This window comes from Bacteroides sp. OF03-11BH (genome assembly GCF_003604005.1).
GTDB lineage: Bacteria > Bacteroidota > Bacteroidia > Bacteroidales > Bacteroidaceae > Bacteroides > Bacteroides ovatus.
On the sequence record NZ_QTMW01000013.1, the window covers coordinates 48230 to 74578 of the forward strand.

Below are 26349 nucleotides of genomic sequence, written 5' to 3' on the forward strand. Positions count from 1 at the left end.
ATGGGAAAATTTAATAAGACTGGTAAACGTGAAATGCCGGCATTGAATACTTCTTCGTTGCCTGACCTTATCTTTACCTTGTTGTTCTTCTTTATGATTGTAACAACGATGCGTGAGGTAACATTAAAGGTGCAGTTTACACTTCCGCAAGGTACTGAACTCGAAAAACTGGAGAAGAAATCACTGGTAACATTCATTTATGTAGGGGAACCTACACAAGAATATCGCGCGAAAATGGGTACTGAAAGTCGTATTCAGTTGAATGACAGTTATGCTGAAGTGGGTGAAGTACAAGACTTCATTTTTCAGGAACGTGCGAGTATGAATGAAGGCGATGCTGCTAAGATGACTGTGTCTCTGAAAGTAGATCAGAAGACAAAGATGGGTATTGTTACTGATGTAAAAAATGCTCTTAGAAAATCTTATGCTTTGAAGATTAACTATTCGGCTACGAAACGTGGTGAGAAGTAATTAGTTAATTCAATATATATAAAAAGGGCGTTCAATTCAAATTGAACGCCCTTTTTATATATACGTAGCTGGAGTAAGGTTTTCCATTTGTGAAACTAATTTCGAGCTGCTACCTAATTTAATTAGTTGTCTTTTACTCCATATACTTCTTTATGTATTCTCTTTTTGATTGTTTCAAAATCCTTTTCACAATCCAATTCTCCGTGTACCATTAAATACATGGGCAGAAAATCATCTCCGGGCTTGTAAGGAGGTTGGCTATAGTCTTTTTCCCACAGCGTAAAGCCTTGACGTTGATAAAAGCTGATACGTCGTTTTGCCATTTCCTCTATCGGACGTTCTACTTCCAATACGATCGGGCGTTTCAAATAATTGCATAAGTATTCCAGCGTGCGTTTTCCATAGCCTCCATTTCGCAGGGCAGGATTGGTTGCAAAGTGTTCTACATAGTAGAAACTGTCAAAATCCCAATAGGTAATGAAGCCGACTGGCAGGTCATCATCAAAGATGATGTTATTATGAAAGTTGCCCGTACGATCAGTGTACTCGCGCAGTTGTTCCAACTGACGGTACTCTTCCGGTGGAAACGAATCAATTAGAAGCTCTTCCATGAATTTGTAATGTTGCAGATCCGACGTACTAATTGGTTGAAGTCTAATCATGAGGTTTGGGTTTTAAGTTTGACAATAATATAATTGTATTCCATTAAGGAACATAAAATTCAATCATTCGACGGATGGCACGTTGACAAACCGGACAAAACTCCGGATATTCGTTTGTTTTCATGCGACAGTCATAAGCCGGACGATAAATGCCTTTGGCAGAGTAGCCACCTCCTTCATATACTCCTACGGGATATTTCTTTTTTTCAGCAATGGGGGTCGGGATCGGGGTACCTGACGGAAGCATATCTTTCCATTTGGAAGCGAAGTTCACACGTGTTGAAATATTCTGTTCCCATGGTTCGACATCCAGCGGATAAGTATCTGTCATCACATCATCATCATAGAAATATTCGTCAGCTAATCCACCGAAACTGTGTCCGAATTCGTGTACGACTACCGGCTTGAACATCGGGTGATGGGCCGTGGTCAGCGTATACGAATTGTATATTCCTCCACCACCATATACATCCGTGTTAGCCAGGATAATGATATGTTCGTAGGGGATGCCTGCCAATGCATTATGGATAGACTTTACCCGGCTGGTAGTCAGATAACGGTCCGAGTAAAAAGTATCGAAATGGGAGTGAACCGCCGTTTGCTTCCACTGGTTTTCGCGAGGAACACTGACACCGCTGTCTGTAGAAGGACTGGCTACGGCAACAATATTAAATTTACTCTTCATGGAGCGGAACGGCTCGTAAGAAAATAAACTTTCGCAGGTGCGTTGTGCATCCTGATAGAATACATCCATTTCTTTTTCTGTATACCCTTCTGCCAGGATAGCAACATCTATGCAGTCTTTTTCATTGCCACTTTGCAGCATATACCGATGTGGAGTAATATGTGATACTCCCCGTTTATGAATCAATATGTCATCCGGGCGCACGATATGTTTGTAAGTAGCCATTGTTTTCTTTCGTGGAGAATACAAAGTAACTTCTACTTCCACAGGCTGTTTGGGATAGGGAAGAAGAAAGGTATTCTCAAATCCTTTGGCTGTTTCTTTGGCTTCGTCTGTTGACAGCCATTCTTGAAATAAAGAAGAAAATGAAGTTTTGTAGATACACTGTTTACTGGCAAGGTCTTTCACAAGAATTTGTCCGTTACCTTCCAGTGGAAGTTCCGAAAGATGATGTTGACGTCCTGCCCAGGTAGGAAGTTGTGATAGCTCATCCAGATAAATAGCCTGTTGTGTAGCATCCCCGGTAAAAATATAATCCACTCGCAATGTTTTGTTCTGAAAATAATCAGCAAAATTCTGTGCGTAACTTCCTATAGAAGTACAGAAACACAGAATGATACAGCAAATATGTTTCATATAAATAGTATATTTATGTTTTTCGCAAAGGTACGAACTATTGTTGACTTATCCGCTTTCTGCAAATAAAAGTAATAGATTATAGTATTTGTTGTCGAAAAATCGCTAACTTTGCATAAAAGATTCATTGATAAAAACAATTTGATTCAAAAATGGGACATCATCAATTAGATGCTTTAGATGAGCAAATTCTGAAACTGATTGCAGGGAATGCGCGTATTCCTTTTTTGGAAGTGGCAAGAGCATGTAATGTTTCCGGCGCTGCGATCCATCAGCGTATTCAGAAGCTTACTAATCTAGGAATATTAAAAGGTTCGGAGTATGTCATCGACCCCGAGAAAATCGGATATGAGACTTGCGCTTATATTGGTATATATCTAAAAGACCCCGAATCCTTTGATTCGGTAACAAAAGCGTTAGAAGCTATTCCCGAAGTGGTGGAATGCCATTTCACTACCGGAAAATACGATATGTTTATCAAAATCTACGCAAAGAATAACCACCACTTATTGAGTATTATTCACGATAAGTTGCAACCATTGGGCTTGGCACGTACCGAAACATTAATCTCCTTCCATGAAGCCATTAAGCGGCAAATGCCGATTATGGTCGACATAGAAGATGAAGATTAATCATTATTTTCTCACGTAATCAACAAAAGCATAGGAGCAGAGATGTTTCTCATCCGCAGGATGAGCTTCTCTGCTTTTCTCTTGCCACAGCTCTTGGGATACTTCCGGAAAATAGGCGTCCGCTTCGGGAGCCGTACTGTTTATCTCTGTCAGGCAAAGTTCGTCAGCGAAAGAAAGAGCCTGCTGATAAATGCTTGCACCTCCTATAATATAAATGTGTTCATCCTCCCGGCAACTTTTCAAAGCTGCTTCGAGTGAAGGAAAAACTTCCGTACCGGGATATACTGTATCCGGATTGGAAGATAAAACGATATTTCTGCGATTGGGCAATGCGCCTTTCGGTAATGACTCGAAAGTTTTGCGTCCCATAAGTATAGTGTTTCCGGTAGTTAATGCTTTGAAACGTTTCAAATCATTCGGTAACCAGAAAAGAAGTTTATTTTCGAAGCCTATAGCCATGTGGCGGTCTACGGCAGCAATGATTGATACTTTACTCATCTTTTTTACACGGCTACTGCTCCTGCAATATGCGGATGCGGATCATAGTTTACTAACTCGAAGTCCTCAAATTTAAAATCGAAGATGCTTTTCACGTCCGGATTGATTCTCATTTGTGGCAATGGGCGAGGTTCGCGTGATAATTGGAGCTTCACTTGTTCCAGATGGTTCAGGTAGATATGCGCATCACCAAAGGTGTGGACAAAATCTCCGGCTTTCAATCCCGTCACTTGTGCCATCATTTGCAGCAATAATGCGTATGAAGCAATATTAAAAGGAACACCAAGAAAAATATCAGCACTGCGTTGATACAGTTGTAGACTCAATCGTCCGTCTGCTACATAAAACTGAAAAAAAGCATGGCAGGGAGGCAAATTCATATTATTCAAATCTGCTACATTCCAAGCGCTTACAATGATACGGCGTGAATCCGGATTATGTTTGATTGTTTCCACTACTTCACTGATCTGGTCGATAAATCCACCGTTATAGTCAGGCCATGAACGCCATTGGTAGCCATAGATATGCCCCAGGTCACCATTTTCATCCGCCCATTCGTTCCAAATACGTACTCCATGTTCCTGAAGGTATTTCACATTTGTATCTCCCTGTAGAAACCAAAGCAATTCGTATATGATTGATTTCAGATGCAGTTTTTTGGTTGTCAGGCACGGGAAGCCCTCATCAAGGTTAAAACGCATTTGATGACCGAAGATACTGATTGTTCCGGTTCCGGTACGATCATCTTTTTTCGTGCCTTCGGTAAGTACACGATTGAGTAAATCCAGATATTGTTTCATAATGAATAAGTTGCATAATCTGTGGTGAAAATGATTTTCCGTACAAAATTACAAAAATGGAGTGAATAAATTAGCAAACCAGCCGACGAACTTCTTCCATGGAGAACGCTTTTTCCAAAATTCCGGTGTCAGTTGGGTGCAATGCTCGATATCATTTCGAAACATATTATTCAATTCACCGGTTGTTTTTTTATCAAAAATGAAAGCGTTGGTTTCGTAGTCATATCGTAGACTGCGGCTGTTCAGGTTGGCAGTACCGACTGTACAGAACAAATCGTCTACCATCATTATTTTTGAATGGTGGAATCCTCCGTTGTACATATAGACAGTAGCTCCTCTTTTCATTAGTTTATGTAACTTGTAAAGTGCAGCATCCGGAGTAAACGGGATATCGGAAGCGGAGGAAACCATGATTGTTACATCTACTCCCCGGTCGATTGTACGGTTCAATGCCTTTTTGATGGAAGAGGTCGGTACAAAATAAGGATTAACAATATGAACATTCTTTTGTGCCGAGTAAATGCTCATGGCATAGGCATGACTCAACATACGGCTATTCTTTTTCGGGGTACGGTCTACAATTGCTACAACGATATTCGTGCTGTCTGTCTGTTCCTGATGTTGAGGAAAATAAGCTTCTCCTCCTATATTCTGTTTAGTCTCTTTGTTCCAGATAGTCAGGAAAATCTCCTGCAAATCATTGACGGCATCTCCTTCGATACGCATGTGCATATCACGCCAGGTTCCGATTTTGGGTAGTCCGTTGATATAATAATCCGCGATATTCATTCCGCCTGTATATGCTACTTTTCCATCGATAACAGCTATTTTACGATGATCCCGGTGAGCGGCGTGATTGATATAAGGGAAGGTGAACGGGTCAAACTTTACGATTTCGATTCCTTGTTCATGTATTTTTTTGAGATGTCTCTTTTTAAGCGGTTTATTGTTCGACCAGTTTCCGAAAGCATCAAACATAGCTCGTACTTCAACTCCTTCCTTCACTTTTTCGGCTAACAAAGTGAATAAAGTATTGGCAATGGAGTCATTTCGGAAGTTGAAATATTCCAGATGAACATGGTGTTTAGCTTCCCGGATGGCCTCAAATAAATCGATAAATTTCTCCCGCCCGCTTTTTAGCAGTTTTACTTTATTATTATCAGATATAGGGATTCCCGATTCTTCCAAGAAATGCAATACTAGGGAATCGCTTGTTAGTCCGATTGAGTCTCTGGGCTGCGTCATCAGACTGTCGATGACATCTGCCTGAACATGTAATAAAGGCAGGAACAGAAATAAAATAAATATACGTAACTTCAAAACTCTTCTCTCTATTTTAGTTTACAGAGCAACAAATATACAACATCTATGTTTGGGCTTACTTGGAGTGAAGGGTAGATTTATTATTGTTTAACACAAAAAGAGGGATAAAGAATTATTTAACTCAAGAATATAAAAGTCCGGGGAACTTATACTTCGGACTTTTAATCTGTATCTATTTTGTTTATGCCATAGAAGCTACCTTTCGTGTAGCCATAAATAATAGTACAGCAGCTGCGATAATAATAGACTTTGGATCAAGGCTGGTAGTGCCATGATTAATCATACCGATAAATACTTCTCTTATTGTTCCCCAAGCTGCTTCCAATCCGCCTAACCATACGAAAAGTACGGCAGCCACAGTCATCACGAAAGCGCTCCAGATACGAGCCAGGCGATTACTACGATCGGGTAAGTGGTGCATGACACGGCGACTGAATCCGTTATCTGCTATTTCCTGCTTGTTTTCTGCGAAGAAATCGCGCAAGAGCTTATCATTGTCTATTTCTGTCATAACCGTTTTGTTTTAAATACGTTGCTAATTTTTCTTTCCCGCGTGACAGATGGCTTTTCACTGTCCCTGACGGTACTCCTACAATCCCTGCAATTTTGTCGATACTAATGTCCTCCATGTAGAACAACGTGATGCAGGTTCTTTCCACTTCTTTAAGCATTTTGAGTGACTGGTAGACATCCATTTTTTGCCCGATATTCTCCTGTTCGGTGCTGTTGATGGCGTCTATTTCTCTTGTATCCAAGTCGGCTGTCTCTTTCCGGCTGCGAATATAATCATAAAAAACATTATAAGCAATACGATACAGCCACGTAGAGAAACTTGACAAGTTCCGGAAAGAGGCAATGTTCGTATATGCTTTGATAAATGTATCTTGCGCAAGGTCGTCACTCAATTCGCTGTCGCCGCAAGTCAGGTTCAGGAAGAATCGCCGGATGGGCGATTGGTACTCCTTCACCAACTGGTCGAAGGCCCTGGTGTTCTTGAACACCACGACCTGTGCGACTAACGATATATCATTGAGTTGGCTCATTTATTCTCGTCGTTCTTTTCTTCGTTTACTCCTTTGTCTTTCTCTTCGGATTCAGAAGGGATGATTTCGAAACTATCGGTTCTAACGTTATTCGGGTTCTTTTTTTCATCCTTATTACCCGTATACATCCGGGTAGCATTTGCGTCTTGAGTCTGTTGTTTACTACCGATAATCCATTGTCCGATACCCATGAATGTAACGAGTAAGCCGATAGCTCCAATTCCGAATTCGCCGGTGATTGCCCAGAGGAAGATGAAAAGACCGATACCCGTAAAAGTGTTCTTGATGCCTTGTGAACGCGAATCGACTGTTTTGTTTTCGCGGATAAACTCTGCCGGAAGCGGTTGGCCGGCAGCAAGTGCCTGTTCGGCAAGGCGATAACGTGCTTTCCGGTTTTTATAACGGAAGAAGAAGATTACAAATAGAATGAATACCGGAAATCCGAATACAGCAATGATTGCAATGATTGCTACCAGAATACCTCCGCCGGCACTAACATTGTGGAAGGGGAAATCGCTGTCATCCGAATCGAATGTGAAGCTGGCTTTGCCATGAGTGGTGCTAACATTACTTGAGTTTGCATTTACGTCTGCAGAATCAGCATCTGCTGTGTCTACACCAATCACTGTGACAGCAGTATTGTTCGTATTTGCTTTATTGTCTTTGGTCACAGTTACTTTTACTTTCCCGATGGAATCACGAACAACGGTGGTCTGGGCAACAGCCAGTGTGCAAGTGGTCAGTACAACCATCAATGCTAATAGAAAATTTTTCATATCAATAGTTTTTTAATTTATTTCTTTATCTGTTAGACGTAGTTAATATCATAGAAAGTTGCAAAGAGACGAAATATTTTTGATATTTGCGGAAATTAATAAACGAAAGATGGAATTACCTGCTTCTTTTATAGACTACACCCGCGCTCTATTGGGCGATGAAGAATACGACAAACTGGCTGTTGCCCTCCAACAGGAACCACCGGTTAGCATCCGGTTGAATCAATTGAAAATCAATCATTCTTTATCGGATAAAGTACCTTGGTCTTCCGAAGGATTCTATTTGGAGGAGCGTCTCACTTTCACGTTCGATCCCTTATTCCATGCAGGCTGTTATTATGTTCAGGAAGCTTCTTCCATGTTTGTGGAGCAGGTACTCCGGCAATATATCACGGGACCGGTGAAGATGTTGGATCTTTGTGCGGCTCCCGGTGGAAAATCGACTCATGCCCGTAGTGTACTTCCCGAAGGGAGCCTGTTGGTAGCCAATGAGGTAATCCGGAATCGTTCGCAGATTCTTGCTGAAAACCTGACGAAGTGGGGACATCCGGATGTGGTAGTGACCAATAATGATCCGGCAGATTTTTCGGCTTTACTCTCTTTCTTTGATGTGATTCTTACAGATGTTCCCTGTTCCGGTGAAGGTATGTTCCGTAAAGACCCGGTAGCTGTGGAAGAGTGGAGCCCCGAGAATGTGGAAATCTGTTGGCAGCGCCAGCGACGGATTATTGCAGATATCTGGGATGCGTTGAAGCCCGGAGGTATTCTTATATATAGTACGTGTACATTTAATACAAAAGAGGATGAAGAGAATGCACGTTGGATTCAACAAGAGTATGGGGGCGAACCATTAACTGTGCAGGTGCAGGAGAATTGGAATATAACAGGAGATCTTTTGTCAGATAAAGGGGATCATTCTAAATCTTCTATTCCCGTCTATCATTTTTTCCCTCATAAGACGAAAGGTGAAGGCTTTTTTCTGGTGGCTTTTCGTAAGCCGGAGACGGAAGAAGAGATCCCAGTATCTTCTTCCGCCAAAGAGAAAGCTTTCAAGAAGAAGGATAAGAAAGGAACAGCAGCATCTTCTCCTGTATCGAAAGAATATCTGAATATGGCTAAAAGTTGGTTGAATGATGAAAATTCGGACAAGTATATTTTATTGGCGGAAGGAACAAATATCCGAGCTTTCTCACAGTACTATACTAATGAATTGGCGACGATGAAACAAAGCCTGAAAATTGTGTCGGCAGGGATTGAGATAGGCGAGGTGAAAGGAAAGGATTTGATCCCTAACCATGCGTTGGCAATGTGTACCTCACTTTTATGCCGGGAAGCATTCGCTACGGAAGAAATAAGTTATGAACAGGCCATCACATATTTACGAAAAGAGGCCATTACCTTACCGGTAACAGCCCCTCGTGGATATGTTTTGCTTACTTATCGGCATATTCCTCTCGGATTTGTGAAGAACATCGGCAATCGTGCCAATAATCTTTATCCGCAAGAATGGCGCATCCGTAGTGGATACTTACCGGAAAATATACGCATCTTATCAGAATACGTTACTGATTAAGGCAGTATTCCCGCAGGTATTTCCTGTTGGGAAAGACTAAAGCTAAGCTGTCTGCCTTTTCCGATTTCTGTGCCTTCAGCTATTTCTTCCAGCGTGTAGGAAGGAGGAGGTGCAGGTGATGTCCGCGTTTCTCCAATGGGCGGAGTGTTCCAGTTCAGATTTAGGCTTTTATCCAACCGATGAAATAAGTACGAGTTTCCCCATATTATGAATTTATGATCGGAAACAGGTGTTGCCATATCTTCCGAAAAAGTGAGGGTTAGTGTCATTTTCTTATCGTCTCCTTCTTCTTTTTCCAGTTTGTAACTTCCTTGGGTTATTAATTCAAGTCCGGATGAAAAGGCGGTCTGTTCTCCTTGTTTGAAAAAATAAGCATCCCGTGCGTGGTTGTTAATCAGAAAAATGTCGGAAATACCGGGTAGAAGATTCGCATCTCCGTTGGGTAAGTTAGACAAGTAGCTGCGTAGCAACTCCATATTTTCGTAATTATCGACCACCTTGATTGGTAAAGTGCAGGTTTCTTGTGTGGCGTTGTCTGTTACTGTCAGATAAGTCGTTCCGGTGAGGATACCGGTTACATAAATCATACGTCCGGCAGGTACTCCACTCCAGCCAGTTTCAGTTCCGGCACTTGCGATGCGTGTGTCTTTCACTGCAAGTGAGTAGTCACCATTTCCGCTTTCCAGGCCGAGGTAACGTCTGCCACCCATAGGTACTTCGTATTCACTGTTGTAAAAACGCAGTGGATTGTCGTCATCATCTTTACAGCCACTTAGTAGCGTAAGGATGCAGCATAACATGAATAAATAGAAATGTTTAGGTCTCATAATTCAGATTTTATGTTCGTTGCAAATGTAATGTATTGTTTTGAAATATCCAGTCGGAATTTGAAGAAAAAGAGAGGAGATATATTTAGGCACGAATTACACGGATTAACACTGTTGCTTTATAGTTATGACAATACTAAAGACCGTGAATTCTGTGTAATCCGTGCCTAATTTATTATATAAACATACTTATATAACTTAAAAATAGAAATTAGTATGTTCAGCGTAACCCATACCTAAAGGGTTTTATGTACTATTTATAGCTTGCTTTTGTAAATCCGTGCCATTGCCTTTTGGTACTGATTTTCCAATTGCAGATAATTTTGATGACTTTGATAGATCACCGATACTTCAACGAAGTACTCGATCATACTAATTTGTCCACCTGTCAAAGCTTGTTTCAGCAATGCCAAATCTTGTTGAGACTGGAAAGTCTTGCTATATTCTTCCATTGAAGCATGCAGCGTTTTCGCTTCCCGGTAAAGTTGTGCCAATTCAGATTCCACTTGCAGTGTAGCATTATCCTTTTGCAAGTCGATGTTGAGTGCCTGCGCTTTAGCAATTTTCACCTTATTCCGATTTTCGAAAAGCGGGAAGGAAAAGCCCACCACTACACCGTTGAAAGGCACACCAGTCTCTGTATTCCGACGGTAGCCGAGTTCCAGCTTCGGCAGCCACTGGGATTTATTGACAGCAATCTGTTTACGGGCAACGAGAGCCTCGTTGCCTAGTGCCATTAAGGTACGGTCTGTAGCCATGACTTCTGATTTCAACATTTGGTAATCGCTTGGGAACGGTATAGCCGGATATTGATTTTCTTCGAAAACCACCGGAATATTACCATTCAGCGTATTCAGTTCCTGCTGCTTATTGCGAAGTGCCGTTTCGTTCAGAGACGCTTCCGTTTTGACATTCAACAGTTCCAAGTTGATTTTATTGGTTTCGAGAGCATTTGCATCCCCTGTTTGGAGACGTTTGGCGTACATTTTAGCAAGTTCTTCCGCATTGCGGAGACGTTCCTCCAAAATATGCTTTTGCTGACGAAGCATGATAATGTCCAGGCAAAGTTCTTTTGCCTGTAACAGTTTCTCCTGACGAAAAACATCCGACTGACTGTCAAGAGTTCCGGCTTTCAGACGGTTTAACTTGTTACGTGTGGCGTATAAACTAGGGAAATCAAAGCTTTGTGAAACAACCAGCTCACCGATTGTTTCGCTTTTATCTTTTGCTCCCCATAGATGCGCGTAAGAGAGAGTAGGATCAGGCAAGTTATTATCCGTTTTGGCTTCCAGCTTCTGCGAGGTAATCAGTTGCTCGTTTGCCTGCAACTCCTTATTGTTCGTTTCGATATTCTTCAATACCTGTTCAATTCCGTTTTGGGCTTGCACTTCACCTATGGTTAAGAAAAGAAGTGCAGCGCTTATGGTCATGATTTGTTTCATTTCTAATTTCTTTATTTATTACAATCTATTGTTGATAGATACTTTATGATAAGGCATCTATTTGTTTGACACCGAGGAACGACCCGTTCCTCACCGAGAAACACTTGTTTCCTCACCGGGGAACGATGGTTTTCTCACCGAGGAAAAATATCCCTCTCTACAGGCTTTTCTGGGCCTTTTTCCGATGCATCATCAGATAAACAATCGGAACGATAAAACCGTTCAAAAAAGTAGACGTTAATAATCCTCCTAGAATCACTTTTGCCATCGGACTTTGAATTTCGTTACCGGGCAAGTCGCCGGCAAGTGCCAATGGAATCAGTGCCAGTGCAGAAGACAATGCCGTCATTAAAATCGGATTCAGGCGGTCGAGAGAACCTTGAATCACACTATCATATACATTCAAACCTTCTTCCTTTTGCAAATGATTGTAGTGACTGATGAGCAACATACCGTTACGCGTTGCAATACCGAACAAGGAAATGAAACCGATGATAGCCGGAATACTGACTTCTCCTGTTGTAATCACCAAAGCAAATACACCACCGATCAGTGCCAGCGGAAGATTCAGCAAGATAACCCCGGATTCTTTCACACTGCGGAACTCATTGTACAGCAACAGGAAGATAACCACGATACTGATAAATGAAGTCAACGCTAATGTCCGGCTGGCAGCCTGCTCGCTTTCAAACTGTCCACCATACTCGATATGATAACCTTCGGGTAATTGTACCGATGTGTCGATACGTTTCTGAATATCATTCACAACACTGCGCAAGTCACGATCGGCCACATTGGCGGAAATGACAATTTTACGTTTCACATTCTCGCGGTTGATCGTATTCGGACCCATGGCCGATACCACTTCCGCTACATAGCTCAAAGGAACTTTGCGGCCGTCGTTCGTGTCTACCATCAGGTTACGGATTTTCTCTATTTCATCCCGGGCATCATCCTTCACTTTTACGATCAGGTCAAAACTCTTGCCCTGTTCATACACTTGTGAGATCACTTTTCCAGCCAAAGCTACATTCACATATTCCGAAAATTCCGGCAGGGTAATACCGAACTTAGCCAGCATTTCCCGTTTAGGCTGTATTTTCAGCTGCGGACGTTCAATCTGTTGTTCCACGTTCAGGTCGGCAACACCGGGAATGTCACTGATCGCTCCTTTGATTTGATTACCGAGTGAAAACATTTTATTCAGGTCATCACCGAATAATTTGATAGCAATATTCGCTTTCGTACCCGATAGCATTGCGTCGATACGGTGGCTGATCGGTTGTCCGATTTCTATGTTTGCTCCGGTGATCGTACCTAATTTTTCACGTACATCAGCTACCAGTTCACTGCGCGAGCGGTCTTTCAATTCGAACGGAGCTTCTATTTCAGAAACATTGACTCCTAACGCATGTTCATCCAATTCGGCACGTCCCGTTTTCCGGGCTACCGTTTGTATTTCGGGAATTGTCATCAATAACTCTTCGGCACGATGTCCCATTTTGTTGCTTTCTTCCAGCGAAATACCTGGCAGAGAACTGATATTGATAGTAAACGATCCTTCATTGAACGAAGGAAGGAAGCTGCGTCCAAGTGTGAAAAACACTCCGAGGGCAACTACAAAAAGTCCGATTGTACTTCCGAGAGTCACACGTTTATGTGCCAGTACCCAAGTCAGTGCTTTTTCATAAATCCCTTTCATCCAGCGGGCAACAGGAGCTTCTTTCAGTTCCTTGTTCGTCTTATTGCTTCCTAATAGATAAGAGCAGAGTACCGGAGTTAGTGTCAGGGCAACTATCGTAGACGCAAACAGGGCCACGATAAAAGCAACACCTAGTGGAACCAACATTCTGCCTTCCATGCCGCTCAAGAAAAATAACGGAACAAAACTGACTACGATAATCAACGTTGAATTAAGGATAGGCATGCGCACCTCTTTCGACGCATTGAATACCACTTCGAGCGTACTTAGTCTTTCTGCTTCCGCTTTCAGGCGGTTCTCCCGCAGTCGTTTATATACGTTTTCCACATCGACAATGGCGTCGTCTACCAATGAACCGATAGCTATCGCCATACCTCCAAGACTCATGGTGTTGATTGTCAGCCCCATGTAGTGTAAAGTCAGGATCGAAACGAGCAGGGAAAGAGGCAGTGTCACCAATGAGATCAGCGTAGTACGTACATTTGCCAGGAACAGGAAAAGCACGATGACAACGAAAATACCTCCTTCAAAGAGTGATTTTTTCACATTGCCGATGGAGCTTTCGATAAAGCGGCTTTGACGGAATATGTCCGTTGAAACTTTTACGTCCGGCGGCAGATTTTTCTGGAGGTCTTTCAGAGATGCTTCCAGTTTGTCCGTCAGTTCCAGTGTGCTGGTAGCCGGTTGCTTGGTAACAGTCATCAGGACGGCAGATTTGCCGCGTTCTGAAGCAGTACCCAGTTTCGGAGCCTTCGGGCCGATGGTTACGTTTGCAATATCTTCCAGCGTGACAGGGAAGTTATTCACTGTCTTTACTACCGCTTTGCCAAGTTGCTCTGTTTTCGAAGTGGAGAGTACACCACGTACAATATATTCATTTCCGAATTCATAGAGCACACCTCCATTGGCATTTAGGTTCATATCCTGTGTTACAGCCATCACTTCTCCCATCGAGATGCCGTAATGACGCATCCGTTCGGGATCTAGCTGAATCTGGTATTCTTTGATATCTCCTCCGAGCACAGCCACTTGTGCCACTCCTCCGGTAGACAGCAGGCGTGGACGGATGGTCCAGTCCGCAATCGTGCGAAGATCGAGCATGGAAGTGGAGTCGGCAGTCAGACCGACGATGAGCATTTCGCCTAAGATAGAAGACTGTGGTCCAAGAGTCGGTTTGCCGACATTGACCGGCAGCGATTCGCTGACCACCGCTAATTTCTCACTAACAATCTGACGAGCGAGATAAATATCCGTTCCCCAATCAAATTCTACCCAAACAACGGAAAATCCGTTAGTAGAGGAAGAGCGGACACGGCGCACACCCGTAGCTCCGTTTACGGCAGTTTCAACAGGAAAAGTAACGAGTTGTTCAACTTCTTCCGCAGCCATACCGTTCGCTTCGGTCATGATTACTACCGTAGGTGCATTTAGGTCGGGGAATACGTCTACTTCCGTATGCATGGCGGTATACGTTCCCGCAATAAGCAGGAGGATGGCCGCACAAACTACCACCAGCCGGTTGTGTAGGGAGTAATGTATAATTTTATTAAGCATGATATTTCATTAATTGAGAGTTATAAATAACTTGATAGATGCGCCGCACAAAAAAAACGGTTGCGACGCCTAGTCTCTTTAGTGTTCGTGGCTGTGTGCCGGGATTGCATTGCTTGCGCTTGCCAGTCGAACCTGATAAGCACCCTCGGTCACTACACGGTCGCCAGCCTTTACACCAGTTAGGATTTGAACGCTTTTGCCGTTGTCGGCTCCTATCGTTACTTCCTGTTTTTTATAACCCTCTTCGTCCAGTTGCAGATATATGAAGAATATGCCTTGTTCCTCTGTCAGCGCGGTGCGCGGAAGAGAAATCACGTTTTCCATTGCTGAAGAAAGCAGGAATACCTCCACAAATGAGCCGGGAATCACTTCCCCTTTGTTGTCGAACTCAAAAGTGACAGGCACATAAAAAGAATTGTCTCCGGCAGCTTTTCCGAAAGAGAGAAGTTTACCGTTCAATGCTTTCAACTCGTACACCTGATTATTATAAGGAGTCTGGAAATTGGCGGAACTGATGGTGCGGAGATACGGGTAATACTTTTCCGACACTTCGGCACGGAGGAAAAGACGACGGTTCTGCGTCACGCTTACCAGCGGTTGTCCGATTGTCACATAGTCACCTTCTTTCACGAGAATACTTTTCACATATCCGGCAATAGGAGCCGTAATGCTTTGGCCGATAGCCGAATGATTCTTGGAAAGAGCTTCGTAACTAAGACGGGCGTTTTCGTAACTTTGCTCCGCTTGTGCAAAATCCTTGTCGGATACGATTTTGTTTTTAACAAGCTCCTTCATACGTTCGTATTCCTTCTTGGATACCTCGTAGGCAATGCGGGCACGTTGCACCGGATCACCATCGGCGATATTCTTTGAAGAAATAGTGACTAGCGGAGTGCCGCTGCCGACGCTCATACCTTCCGTTACTTTTCCACGGAAAGATACCACGCCGGCTACTGTAGCTACGGCAACCGATTCATCCCCTTGAGCAGCCAGCACCTGTCCGCTGGTTTTAATCACTTGCTGGAAAGGTGCAGGTTCAATAACGCTCACCTTTACACCGGCTGCTTCAGCTTTCGCTTTCGGAAGAATGATTTCATCACTGTGGGCTTCGGCAGCTTCGTTGTATTCATCGGCTGCTTCATGATTGTGTTCTCCGCTACATTCGCCTTCATGGGAATGATCGGGTCCTTCTGCCTCGTGATTATGTCCTTCCGCGGCATGATCGTGTTCATCGTGTGTGTGTGTGACGGTACTATTATTACAGGATCCCAGCACGAATAAGCCCAGGATTCCCACGAAAATAAGTTTTTTCATAATGATATTTTCCTACTAAATTTTACTGTTTTCTTTTTACGCTACAAAGATGAGGTAGCGCAGATGCAACTAATTTGCATTTACGCTTTTACGCAAAAACAGAGTAGGGAGGGGCACGAAGAGAAGTGGTACGATGAGTATCCGTACCATGCAGAGAGTCTCGGTAAACGTAATAGTTTTTAATCCGTTTCTCTTGCGGTCGTAATAAATGCTCGATGATTACATCCGTGAATAAGGTAGCGATGAATACGTAATCCGGTCCGCTATCCGTATGTATGGATGGAGTGGGAGAGTAGAAACGAGTCATACATTCACTGCTGCAACATGAGTCGTTTCCCGGGTGATGATGATGCGTGGGACATTGCTGTTCTACAGGCAAGTCCTGCTTCATGCAAATCATTCCGTTGGGGTGATGATGATGGGGAATAACCGCTGCCACCAACATAATAATGTTGATAAAAAACAGCAGAGTTACTATAATTCGTTTCTTCCCTTTCATCCTTTCTTTTAGAGGTTATCCGCTTTTCAGAGCTTCAAAGTTCAAATATACAAATACTTTTATTTCGCCTGTAGCCGATACCCTCTTTTTATTATTTATTATTTCTTTTCCAGTTCTTGCAACGAATCCATTTTCTTCTTTTCGAGGAACTCATAGATACCGCAAAGATGTTCCGTCACCTTTTGATTACCGAACTCATACACCTTGGTAACCAGCCCGTCAAGGAAGTCACGGTCGTGTGAAACGACGATCAGCGTACCATCAAAATCCAGCAATGCCTGTTTCAGAATATCTTTCGTTTTCATGTCCAGATGATTCGTCGGCTCATCTAAAATCAGGAGGTTGACAGGTTCCAGCAATAATTTAATCATAGCCAGACGGGTACGCTCTCCACCCGAAAGCACTTTGACCTTTTTCATCGATTCCTCGGGACCGCCAAACATAAACGCCCCCAGCAAATCACGAATCTTGTTCCGGATATCTCCTTTGGCTACATCGTCAATCGTTTGGAAAACCGTCAGGTTTTCATCCATCAGCGAAGCCTGATTTTGAGCGAAATATCCGATTTGCACATTATGTCCGAGAGTCAATGTACCGTCATGCTCAATCTCCTTCATGATACACTTCACGAGCGTAGACTTACCCTCACCGTTCTTACCAACGAAAGCTACCTTATCACCACGCTCAATCGTCAGATTAGCATTGCGGAATACCACTTTGTCTCCGTATGTCTTTCCAACACCCTCCATGATGACCGGGTAACTGCCCGAACGGGGTGAAGGCGGGAATTTCAGTCGCAATGCAGAAGTATCTTCCTCGTCCACTTCGAGCAATTCCAGCTTCTCCAGCATTTTGACACGGCTCTGCACCTGCAACGTCTTTGAATAAGTCCCCTTGAACCGTTCGATAAACTCCTTCGTTTCAGCAATAAACTTCTGCTGCTCGTCATAAGCCTTCTGTTGCTGTTCGCGGCGATCCTTGCGCAGCTGCAAATATTGCGAGTAATTTACCTTGTAATCATAGATACGTCCCATCGTTACTTCGATGGTGCGTGTTGTAATATTATCCACGAATTTACGGTCGTGACTAATTACAATGACCGCTTTTCCATTATTAATAAGAAAATCCTCCAGCCATTGAATAGATTCGATATCCAGATGATTCGTCGGCTCATCGAGCAAGAGCACATCCGGTTTCTGCAACAGCAATTTGGCGAGTTCGATACGCATTCGCCATCCACCGCTGAAATCACTCGTCTGGCGTTGGAAATCTCCTCGGGTGAATCCTAATCCAAGCAATGCCTTTTCCACATCCTCTTCATAATTAGTAGCATCGATTGAATAAAACTTCTCGCTCAAGCTGGACACTTCCTCGATCAGCGCCATGTAACTGTCGCTCTCGTAGTCCGTCCGTGTTTCAAGCTCCTTGTTCAACTTTTCGATCTGCGCTTCCATCTCATGAAGATGTGAAAAAGCCTGTGCCGTTTCGCCAAACACTGTTCTTCCGTCTTCCGTCATCAGATGTTGAGGCAGGTATGCTACTACGCAATCTTTGGGTGCGGAAACTTTTCCACGTGTCGGTTGCCGTGCGCCTGCCAAAATCTTCAGCAGCGTACTTTTTCCAGCCCCGTTTTTGCCCATCAGAGCGATGCGGTCTTTTTCATTAATTACGAAAGAAATATCACTAAATAAAGCAGTGCCGCCAAACTCTACGGCTAGTCCGTCAACAGAAATCATACTATTCTTTTAAATTGAGGCGCAAAGATAGCGAAATATATGAATATTTTTTATACCTTGCGGGCTGAAAAGGAAGATAGCTCTAAAAAAACAGATAAAAAAAACAATATATAAGCGATATGGAAAGCGAACAAATGAATGAATTCAGACCTTTAATTTTGGTAGCTGAAGACGATGACAGCAACTTTAAATTAATCAAGGCTATCATAGGCAAAAAGTGTGATATCGAGTGGGCTAAAAATGGCCAGGAAATGGTGGAGTTGTTTCAGCAACACCAGCAAAGAGCCAAAGCAATGCTAATGGATATTAAGATGCCGGTGATGAACGGATTGGAAGCAACGAAGATAATTCGTGAATCTAACACAGAAATTCCTATTATCATGCAGACGGCTTATGCTTTTAGCTCTGATAAGGAAAATGCAATGAATGCAGGAGCAACTGAAGTATTAGTGAAACCTATCACCTTGGGTATTCTCCGCACTACGTTGAGTAAATATTTACCCGATTTGCAGTGGTAAGATTGATTCTTACGAGATTTTTTTTAGTTTATTAAAAAAGTGCTTAAGCGTTAAAAACGTAAAAGCATGGAAAAGAAGTATGATTGGGTAGAAAAATGGTATTACTCTAACTTCATCTAATGCATTTGGATAAAATAAAATAGGCGAACCTCACGGTTGGCCTATTTTTGTTCGTCTCTGTTAATTTGTTAGAGTACAGAAACGACTCTATGTAAAGTCTCTCCTTTGAGAGATTTTAAGTTCATTATTTGTTTCCGCCAGCCCACCATACGGCCTCGCTATATACGTACTGTCCATCACCGAAAGCAGCTTTCACTTCAGGATTTGCCAATACATCGTCTGCTCCATAACCGAAGCGCAATGGGAATTTACTGCTGTTCTGCGGGTTTTTCAGTACAATGAAGTTTTCTCCTGCACCTTTCAGACGGCGGTAGTCATTATAGGCTTCCAGTGATTCGCCGGATGCGCCGAAGAAAGCAAGATACTTCTGTATCATTGTCTCTTGCAGAGGGTTGGCATCGAATAACGGTTCCACTTCATCCGTGAAATAGGCTTCTGCCACATCTGCACCCAAATCGCTGTCACCATCATATATCCAAGTGTCTGCAGCATCTATAATTGAATTTCCCAGATTCTCGAATCCGGCAGTGACTGCATCTTTCAAAGCAGTCTTAGCTTCGCCCAGTCTGCCTCCCAAACGGCACAATGCTTCTGCTTCAAGGAATTTCACTTCGTGATAGCTGATTAAAAGAGTAGGAGCCGACATAGCCCATGATATCATCGACATACCATAATTATTCTGCAACTCTTGCGGAGTTCCGTTAGGAGCCGCTTTGATGCCTGCGATGTCCGTAGCTTGCGTAGCTCCGTATCCATAAGTGATATATCCGGTAGGATCAGGTTCCAGGAACGCTTGCGGTGCTCTGGGGTCATTGCGCTCAACGAACTTTTCAATCAGACTTGCACTAGCTGCTAAACTGTTGCGGCTGTAGCTGAAGGACCAAAGCGGATTCAATTGCGAATCAGCATCGTAAACGGCCAACTTACATTCTTCACTTGCGTTGGCAAATGATTTGCTCACATAAGTAAGAATATTCTGAAGATCTGTAGTCTTGTTGGCACTTTTATTGAGCAGACGCATTGTATAACGTGCTTTTAACGCATAGGCCGTTTTAAGCCACATACTTGCCTGTGTACTGGTGTTTGAACCATAGATCAAGTCTTTAGAACCGACTGCACCGGATAAGCCCGTATCTTTGGCAGTACCGTTATTCAGTAGAGTGATGGCATCATCCAGGTTCTGCATTACTTCCTGATAGATACTTTCCTGTGTATCCATTTTAGGTTGCATATACATCGGTGTACCGTCCGGATTGAGGATACCTGTCTGGCTATACGGTGTGTTTCCAAACACATCGGCTGCCACAGCTCCATTGTAGGCGAGCAGGATTTTAGCAATCGCTTCCGTCACTACGTTTCCTTTTTCCGAAGGATCTTCTTCGCATTTCTTGATAACGATTTTAGCATTCTTGATATTTGAGTACACGTTGATCCATGCATTGTTGTAGGTAGTAGCCGTTGTGGGCTCTCCGCTGCGTACTTCCGCGCGGTAAAGCTGGTTGGATATACCCGTTTCATGTTCTATGTAAACAGAAGAATAGAGCGAGAAATCCCCTCCTACAGTGCTGAATGCAGTACTTACGCCTAAGTCCGTAATTAAGAACTTAGCGGGCGCATCCAACGGATTGTTAGGGTTTTCATTGATTTTATCCATTGCGTCTTCCGTACAAGCAGAAGCAATGGTAGCAGTCAAGAAAGAAACTGCCAGCAATTTTTCTATTGATTTATATTTTTTCATTGTCTTGCAGATTAAAATTTAATGTTGAAACCAAAGCCGAAACTAGCTGTTTGCGGCATTGAATAATCTTCAAATGCTCCTGCCATGTTGTTGTTACCCTGACTGGCTTCCGGATCGAGGTCAGGCAATTGTGCCCAGATCAGAATGTTTCTGGCAAATGCGTTTACAGAAAGTTCAATCGAACGTTTTTGAAGAATTTTGTAGTTGACAGCCACTTCACGCAGTTTGATGAAAGAGTTGTCATATACAGAAGATTCGTCGATGTCGTTCAAACGGCTGTAATATACCTGTTGTGCGTTTGCACCTGTGATGGCGATATCGTTTTTAGTTCCATCAGTTTTGTAGCCGTCAAAGATGATAGTACCATCACGGTTTTCCGTTCTCTTGCTGACACCATAGTAGTCTGCCAGTCCGGTTGTCCTACTATACATCTGACCACCCTGTTTCCAATCGAGCACTGCGCTGATTGTACACTTCCATAAGCGTAATGTGGTGTTGAAGCCCATCAGGAAGTCCGGAGAAACCTTACCGATAACCTGTGCTTCACCAGCGATAGGTAAACCGTTTTCGTCTACCAGACGATTACCATTCGCATCTCTCTTGAAGCCTACACCGTAGATGACAGGGAATTTCTCACCTGCTGAAGCGCGTACCTGCGGAGTAACGTATCCTCCCAGAGAGATATTCTCCACACCCGGTGCCAGTTCATCTACGTAGTTGTCGATCTTCGTCCAGTTGAATGCAAAATCCCAGTTGATATTCTTCGTCCGGATTGGATTGAAGCCAAGAGTGAATTCATGCGTGTTGGTATGAATCTTACCACCGTTGGTGAGCAGTTTGCTAGCACCGGTAGAAGAAGCCAAAGGCACTTCAAAAATCTGGTCTTTAACGTTCTGGCGTGAGTACGTATAACTGAATGTGATTAAGTTATCGAGGAAGTTCACGTCAGCGCCCACTTCATACGAACGTGTATTCTGCGGTTTCAGTTTCGGGTCGAAAATCGTGTAGTACGGAGTATAGGCGGTAGTACCTTTCATCGGGTACATGATTGGAGTTAACGTATAGAATCCACCTCCATACGTAGGAGTAGAGTAGTAGTTTTCAAGGAAATCACCTGCTTGTCCTACTTCCGCATACGATACTCTCAATTTGGCGTGATTAACTATATTGTTTTTCAATGCATCTAATTCCGTCAGGATAAAACCAGCCGAAATAGAAGGATAGAAGAAAGAGCGGTTGTTACGTGGCATATTGGATACATAGTCCTGACGTCCGGTGAGGGTCAGATAAAGCATATTTCTGTAAGAAGCCGATACGTTACCGAAGAATCCCACCGTACGGTTTTTCCATGTCTCTTCCTCTGTCTGTTGAGTAGTGGCGTTGTTGATGTGGTTCCATCCCGGGAAGTTGTAGTTCGTACCATATTCATAATACTTCTTTCTGTTGCTTTGGATAATTTCGTTACCCACTACCGCGTTCAGTCCCCAGTCTTCATTGATATGCCAGTCGTAGTTGATGGTCAGCAATGAGTTGTATGTAGCATTTGTCCAGCCGTAGTTCTCGATCTGTCCGCGACCGCCACCGGTGTTGCTACCATATCCGTAGCTGTCTACATAGTGAGTGGTGTAAGCATCCACACCAACCATGTATTTCGCGTTCAACTTGTGGTTCGTTGTGCCGAAATCAGTCTGATAGCTTGCATACACATTTCCGAAGAAGCGGTTGGTATCTTCCGTAAATTTGTTGTTTTCCATCGCCCAGTAAGCGTTGTCAAAGCTGCCACGGAAAGAATTCTGTGTGTACGGGTTACCGTCTACGTGACTTGGAATACCGGCCAGATCATAGCTGGGAGGAGCTGCGTAAACCGTTCTCAACAGACCGTTACCGGAAGTCACTGCCTTGTCGATAGAAGTAGTGATATAGTTAGCTGTAAATCCGGAACTCCAGTTGTTAGTCAGTTTCGTGTCAGCACTAACCTTTACATTATATCTGTCCATACCAGTGCTTGAGATAATACCGTCCTGATGTGTATTTCCCAATGAGATAGAGTAGGAGCTTTTGTCGAGCATCTGCGCTACATTCAATGAATTGCTCCAGGTGATTCCTGTGTCGAAGAAGTCTTTTGCATTGTCATATGCCTGTGGAGTAGCCCACGGGTCAAGACCGGCTGCTGCACGCTGGGGAACATAATATTTTCCTTGTTGCTTACCGAACTTCTGCGTGTATTCGTTATCTGTGTTACCTCCATACGTTGCGTCGTTTGGAAGTTCGGAAATCTTAGGTCCCCAAGACGTTCCCGAAGTAGTGCTGAATACTCCACCCGAACCTTGTGCGTATGTTTTCTGGAACTCCGGCAGACGACCGACTACATCGAAGCTGACATTAGAAGAGAAGCTAACCTGCGGTTTGCCTTTTTCCACTCCTTTACCACTCTTGGTTGTGATGATAATCACACCATTGGAAGCGCGGATACCATAAAGTGCAGATGCAGCCTGTCCTTTCAAAATGTTGATACTTTCAATATCATTAGGGTCGATATCTACCGCACGGTTGGCGAAGTCCGCTCCGCTCACACTACCATTGTTCTGAATGTCTGTGCTAACATCCGGCGTACTGGTCACCGGCATTCCGTCAATAACGTAAAGCGGAGTGTTGTCACCCGAGAAAGAACGTGCACCACGGATAGTGATCTGTGAAGAAGCTCCCGGCATACCACTTGAAGGCTTCACGTCCAAACCGGACACCTTACCTTGCAACGCTCCCGCCAGATTAGAGTTGGCAGCTTGCGTCAGTTGATCCGATTTTACGTCCTGAACGGCGTAACCCAGTGCTTTTTTCTCGCGTGAGATACCCATGGCTGTCACCACAACCTCATCCAGTGCTTTCGCGTCGCTTTTCAAAACAACTTTTATCACTCCCGGTTTGATGGAAACGTCCTGCGAAATCATTCCTACATAAGAAACGCGCAAAGTTTTAGCAGAACTTGGTATGTAGAAGTTTCTGCCTTTATCATTGTTAATAGTTCTTTAACCCTTTTGAAGGTGCAAAATGATAAAAAGATACCGTTTTGGAGGCAATAATGTTCACTTTTCCTTGAAAAGCCTGATTTTGGTGCTATCTTTATGATAGAAATTATCTTTTAAAATATGCTAAATCGGAAAGGTGTTATTTTAACCTATCAGTTTTTGAATACTTCTTGCTTTCAAAACGATACTTTTTAGTTAAATACGTAACACTTTTTTCGGTTTGTCATAATTAGTGTTATCTTTGCAACCTGTTAGAGACAAAAAATCTGTTTATAGGTTAAATTTAAGAGAGAATTTATGAAAAGAAAATTGATGTTCTTAATGACCTTCCTTTTTATAGGTATAGGTCTAGTGACAGCGCAAACATCCAGAGTTACCGGTTTGGTTACCTCTGAAGAAGATGGGCAACCTGTCGTAGGTGCTTCAATATTGGTGAATGGCACTACCCTTGGTACTATCACTGATATTGACGGTAAGTTTACAATCACGAATGTACCAAGTTCTGCTAAGACTTATTGATTTTTCTTTCCTCCTTTCCTTCTGCTTTTTTCTCCTATCTTGTTGTTTTTCAATGTTTTTGTTTCGGATTTTAAAAATTAACCTATTCTTCCGGTTTCTTTTATTGAAACTTCCTTTATCAATTTAGTAGTCTTTGCTTCTCATTGATTTTTGAGAAGGGATTAATATTCTACCCAAATTTTTAATAAATTTCCCGGTGTTTTTCTTTATCTAGGCGTTTTTAATATTCGTGTTTTGGAGGTATGAGTTAAATGTTACAATCTAATAGTGATTGAAATTATGAGTGATAGTAAAGAAGAATGCAAAAGACTGCAAGTATAAGTTGTCTGACACCCGGGTGTCGGTATGTCTGAGACCCGGGTGTCAGATAACCTAGTTCTACTAACTAAAATAAAGGTAAAGCTATACTATTTAATTTGCATTAGAACAAATCAAATTTACGTCTTTACAAAATGGGATTTTCAGCTTGTGTTATTTTATTCCGCCACGATCACTTTGATGTCATAACCTATGAAAAGTCCGCTCTCTATAACACCGGTGATTGCCTTCAGTTGTTCTTCGAGCGAAGAGTCGATGTAGTTGAAACGGGTGTCGAGGATAAAGTTGCCGTTTTCTGTAAAGATAGGTCCGTCTTTGCCACGAGCGGGACGAAGAACAATCTCCGAGGCACCCAGTCGCTGCAACTCATGCTCTACATAAGTCAGTGAGTCCGGAAAGACCTCTACAGGGATGGGAAATTTGCTTCCCAGCTGATTCACACGCTTGCTGGGGTCGATGATGATGAACGTTTTGCGGCTGCTTCTAATCAGTAGTTTCTCTTTGAACATCGCTCCGCCACGTCCCTTAATCAAGTTCTGTTGCGGATCTACTTCGTCTGCTCCGTCGAATGTCCAGTCGGGCCGTTGGTTCCAGAGGGTAGTTTGGGGGATGCCTAGCTGTATGCAGGTCATCGAGATTTCTTGTGAGGCGGGAATCACTTCGATATGCAAGTGCTCTCCACGAATTCGTCGTGAGAGTTCGAACAGAGTCAGGTAGACTGTAGAGCCGGAGCCGGCTCCTATCACATCTCCGTCTTTTGCCGTGGCGGCAATTTCACGGGCTACGTGTTCTTTTGCCTCCCGGTTGATGATGGAGTCCGACCATTGCAGGTGTTTTATCAGGTGATTTTCCCAATCCATAAGTTTACGTTCTAAATCGTTTTCGTTTTTAAGTTCCTCTTTTCTATATAACGAATTTGTGAATCTGTTTGTTTGTTCGTTTCAAATTCAGAAGGAAAAAACTCATTAGCGGCAATTCAATCATTTAAATCGTTAATAAACGATTCGTTAATTTTTAACTTTATTGCGTTAAACGTTAACGAACATCTGCTTTTTATTAAACCGTGTTATAAGTTAGGCTGCTTTGGCCTGAAAATTTGGAGATGACCGAAAAGTCCGTATCTTTGTACTGTGTTTTTCATAGTATTAGATTTAAGGTTAACAAAGATTGGCTGTCTGGGATAGATAGCCTTTTTTTTGTCCCTACCATTCCTTACAGAATCAGCCAGATGGCAATGATGTGCCCGATGCTGCCTCCCAGACAAAACAAGTGGAAAGTGGCATGCATATAGGGTTTGCGCAATGAATAAAAAACAGCTCCCACAATATACGAAACTCCTCCGCCAATCAGCCACCAGAAAGCGGTAGTGGCTCCCAGTTCTCCCAGATGATCTAACAAAGGTTTCATGGCTACCAATATACAGGCGCCCATACCTACGTAACAAGCCGTTTCGAGATTGCTGTGTTCTTTCAGCTTTTTGAAGCTAAGAATGAAACCGGCGATAGCCGACAGCCAGACGAAAGCGAAGATTCCCCATCCCCATCCGCCGGCATGCCGCAGAACGAGCAGGGTAAAAGGAGTGTAGGTTCCGGCAATGTGCAGGTAGATAGCTCCATGATCGAATTTGCGGAGCAACTCTTTCAGTTTCCCCGGACGGCTGCCGTGATACCACGTAGAACTGATATAAGAGGAAAGCATCCCCGCCAGATAGACGGATACACAAGCAACTGCCCACTGCGGTTCCATATTCTCGGAAGCCTTTTCCAATAGGAAATATCCGGCCACGATTCCAAGCAGGATGCCTATTCCGTGGCTAAGGGTATTTGCCCATTCTTCTATATGATTGTATCGTTTGTTCTTCAATGTTCCTTTTTTTGAATGGTTAAGTCACAAAAAATATTGAGTCGCAAAGATACTTTATTTTCCGTAAAGCGTTT

Annotated in this window: 23 protein-coding genes; 5 read left to right on the forward strand and 18 right to left on the reverse strand. The window is 43.1% G+C overall.

The window, feature by feature from the left end; all coding sequences use genetic code 11:
• The gene (locus tag DXA54_RS11960; RefSeq protein ID WP_004297931.1) at nucleotides 1-471 is read left to right on the forward strand and encodes an ExbD/TolR family protein; all 471 of its coding nucleotides are present in this window, start codon (nucleotides 1-3) and stop codon (nucleotides 469-471) included.
• Between the two features lie 122 nt (nucleotides 472-593).
• Here the strand turns inward: DXA54_RS11960 and DXA54_RS11965 are convergent, their stop codons facing one another.
• Together DXA54_RS11965 and DXA54_RS11970 are read right to left on the reverse strand one after the other, a co-directional pair.
• The gene (locus DXA54_RS11965; protein WP_008650303.1) at nucleotides 594-1133 is read right to left on the reverse strand and encodes a GNAT family N-acetyltransferase; all 540 of its coding nucleotides are present in this window, start codon (nucleotides 1131-1133) and stop codon (nucleotides 594-596) included.
• Between the two features lie 43 nt (nucleotides 1134-1176).
• Complete coding sequence (locus DXA54_RS11970) at nucleotides 1177-2454, reverse strand: IgA Peptidase M64 (protein WP_120079548.1); 1278 nt, start codon at nucleotides 2452-2454, stop codon at nucleotides 1177-1179.
• Nucleotides 2455-2606: 152 nt separating this feature from the next.
• Between DXA54_RS11970 and DXA54_RS11975 the strand changes: the two genes are divergently transcribed.
• Entirely contained in the window at nucleotides 2607-3086 is a 480-nt protein-coding gene (locus tag DXA54_RS11975) for an Lrp/AsnC family transcriptional regulator (RefSeq protein WP_004297952.1), read from the forward strand.
• Between the two features lie 3 nt (nucleotides 3087-3089).
• Here DXA54_RS11975 and DXA54_RS11980 read toward each other — a convergent pair whose 3' ends face one another.
• The 6 genes from DXA54_RS11980 to DXA54_RS12005 form a co-directional block, all read right to left on the reverse strand.
• Nucleotides 3090-3584, reverse strand: coding sequence for a dihydrofolate reductase (locus DXA54_RS11980; protein ID WP_120079550.1), 495 nt, complete (start codon nucleotides 3582-3584; stop codon nucleotides 3090-3092).
• Between the two features lie 5 nt (nucleotides 3585-3589).
• Nucleotides 3590-4384 (reverse strand): thymidylate synthase, encoded by a 795-nt coding sequence (locus DXA54_RS11985; protein ID WP_004297955.1) that lies wholly within the window; start codon nucleotides 4382-4384, stop codon nucleotides 3590-3592.
• 48 nt (nucleotides 4385-4432) lie between these two features.
• The gene (cls, locus tag DXA54_RS11990) at nucleotides 4433-5704 is read right to left on the reverse strand and encodes a cardiolipin synthase (protein ID WP_165863242.1); all 1272 of its coding nucleotides are present in this window, start codon (nucleotides 5702-5704) and stop codon (nucleotides 4433-4435) included.
• Nucleotides 5705-5888: 184 nt separating this feature from the next.
• The gene (locus DXA54_RS11995) at nucleotides 5889-6218 is read right to left on the reverse strand and encodes a DUF5056 domain-containing protein (RefSeq protein ID WP_004306806.1); all 330 of its coding nucleotides are present in this window, start codon (nucleotides 6216-6218) and stop codon (nucleotides 5889-5891) included.
• Nucleotides 6199-6750, reverse strand: a complete 552-nt coding sequence (locus tag DXA54_RS12000) for an RNA polymerase sigma factor (RefSeq protein ID WP_004297960.1) — start codon at nucleotides 6748-6750, stop codon at nucleotides 6199-6201. Before DXA54_RS12000 ends, DXA54_RS11995 begins: the two co-directional genes overlap by 20 nt.
• Nucleotides 6747-7526, reverse strand: a complete 780-nt coding sequence (locus DXA54_RS12005; RefSeq protein ID WP_004306807.1) for a DUF6249 domain-containing protein — start codon at nucleotides 7524-7526, stop codon at nucleotides 6747-6749. The genes DXA54_RS12000 and DXA54_RS12005 overlap by 4 nt, the downstream gene beginning before the upstream one ends.
• Nucleotides 7527-7635: 109 nt before the next feature.
• On the opposite strand from DXA54_RS12005, the gene DXA54_RS12010 reads away from it, so the two are divergent.
• On the forward strand, nucleotides 7636-9099 hold the full coding sequence (locus DXA54_RS12010; protein ID WP_004321816.1) for a methyltransferase RsmF C-terminal domain-like protein: 1464 nt from the start codon (nucleotides 7636-7638) through the stop codon (nucleotides 9097-9099).
• On the opposite strand, the gene DXA54_RS12015 is transcribed toward DXA54_RS12010, so the two are convergent.
• The 6 genes from DXA54_RS12015 to DXA54_RS12040 all read right to left on the reverse strand — a co-directional run bounded on the left by DXA54_RS12015 (nucleotide 9096) and on the right by DXA54_RS12040 (nucleotide 18173).
• Nucleotides 9096-9926: a hypothetical protein gene (locus DXA54_RS12015; protein WP_004321813.1), complete on the reverse strand. Its 831-nt coding sequence runs from the start codon at nucleotides 9924-9926 to the stop codon at nucleotides 9096-9098. The two genes, DXA54_RS12010 and DXA54_RS12015, sit on opposite strands and share 4 nt — an antisense overlap.
• A gap of 257 nt (nucleotides 9927-10183) precedes the next feature.
• Complete coding sequence (locus DXA54_RS12020; protein WP_004311687.1) at nucleotides 10184-11368, reverse strand: TolC family protein; 1185 nt, start codon at nucleotides 11366-11368, stop codon at nucleotides 10184-10186.
• A 157-nt stretch (nucleotides 11369-11525) separates the two neighbouring features.
• A complete protein-coding gene (locus DXA54_RS12025; RefSeq protein ID WP_115485239.1) occupies nucleotides 11526-14624 on the reverse strand; it encodes an efflux RND transporter permease subunit in 3099 nt (1032 codons plus the stop codon).
• A gap of 78 nt (nucleotides 14625-14702) precedes the next feature.
• The gene (locus DXA54_RS12030) at nucleotides 14703-15938 is read right to left on the reverse strand and encodes an efflux RND transporter periplasmic adaptor subunit (RefSeq protein ID WP_004306813.1); all 1236 of its coding nucleotides are present in this window, start codon (nucleotides 15936-15938) and stop codon (nucleotides 14703-14705) included.
• 88 nt (nucleotides 15939-16026) lie between these two features.
• Nucleotides 16027-16437 (reverse strand): DUF6769 family protein, encoded by a 411-nt coding sequence (locus DXA54_RS12035; RefSeq protein WP_004306814.1) that lies wholly within the window; start codon nucleotides 16435-16437, stop codon nucleotides 16027-16029.
• Between the two features lie 98 nt (nucleotides 16438-16535).
• The gene (locus tag DXA54_RS12040; protein ID WP_004311684.1) at nucleotides 16536-18173 is read right to left on the reverse strand and encodes an ABC-F family ATP-binding cassette domain-containing protein; all 1638 of its coding nucleotides are present in this window, start codon (nucleotides 18171-18173) and stop codon (nucleotides 16536-16538) included.
• Nucleotides 18174-18292: 119 nt separating this feature from the next.
• Between DXA54_RS12040 and DXA54_RS12045 the strand changes: the two genes are divergently transcribed.
• A complete protein-coding gene (locus DXA54_RS12045; RefSeq protein ID WP_004297972.1) occupies nucleotides 18293-18691 on the forward strand; it encodes a response regulator in 399 nt (132 codons plus the stop codon).
• Between the two features lie 244 nt (nucleotides 18692-18935).
• Here DXA54_RS12045 and DXA54_RS12050 read toward each other — a convergent pair whose 3' ends face one another.
• Together DXA54_RS12050 and DXA54_RS12055 are read right to left on the reverse strand one after the other, a co-directional pair.
• Nucleotides 18936-20549, reverse strand: coding sequence for a SusD/RagB family nutrient-binding outer membrane lipoprotein (locus tag DXA54_RS12050; RefSeq protein ID WP_120079552.1), 1614 nt, complete (start codon nucleotides 20547-20549; stop codon nucleotides 18936-18938).
• Between the two features lie 11 nt (nucleotides 20550-20560).
• Nucleotides 20561-23539 (reverse strand): SusC/RagA family TonB-linked outer membrane protein, encoded by a 2979-nt coding sequence (locus DXA54_RS12055; RefSeq protein ID WP_256372823.1) that lies wholly within the window; start codon nucleotides 23537-23539, stop codon nucleotides 20561-20563.
• A 333-nt stretch (nucleotides 23540-23872) separates the two neighbouring features.
• On the opposite strand from DXA54_RS12055, the gene DXA54_RS12060 reads away from it, so the two are divergent.
• Nucleotides 23873-24094: a carboxypeptidase-like regulatory domain-containing protein gene (locus DXA54_RS12060; RefSeq protein ID WP_004297975.1), complete on the forward strand. Its 222-nt coding sequence runs from the start codon at nucleotides 23873-23875 to the stop codon at nucleotides 24092-24094.
• 476 nt (nucleotides 24095-24570) lie between these two features.
• On the opposite strand, the gene rpiA is transcribed toward DXA54_RS12060, so the two are convergent.
• Together rpiA and trhA are read right to left on the reverse strand one after the other, a co-directional pair.
• Nucleotides 24571-25272: a ribose 5-phosphate isomerase A gene (gene rpiA, locus DXA54_RS12065; RefSeq protein WP_120079556.1), complete on the reverse strand. Its 702-nt coding sequence runs from the start codon at nucleotides 25270-25272 to the stop codon at nucleotides 24571-24573.
• Between the two features lie 352 nt (nucleotides 25273-25624).
• On the reverse strand, nucleotides 25625-26275 hold the full coding sequence (gene trhA / locus DXA54_RS12075) for a PAQR family membrane homeostasis protein TrhA (RefSeq protein WP_004297979.1): 651 nt from the start codon (nucleotides 26273-26275) through the stop codon (nucleotides 25625-25627).
• Between the last annotated feature and the right edge of the window lie 74 nt (nucleotides 26276-26349).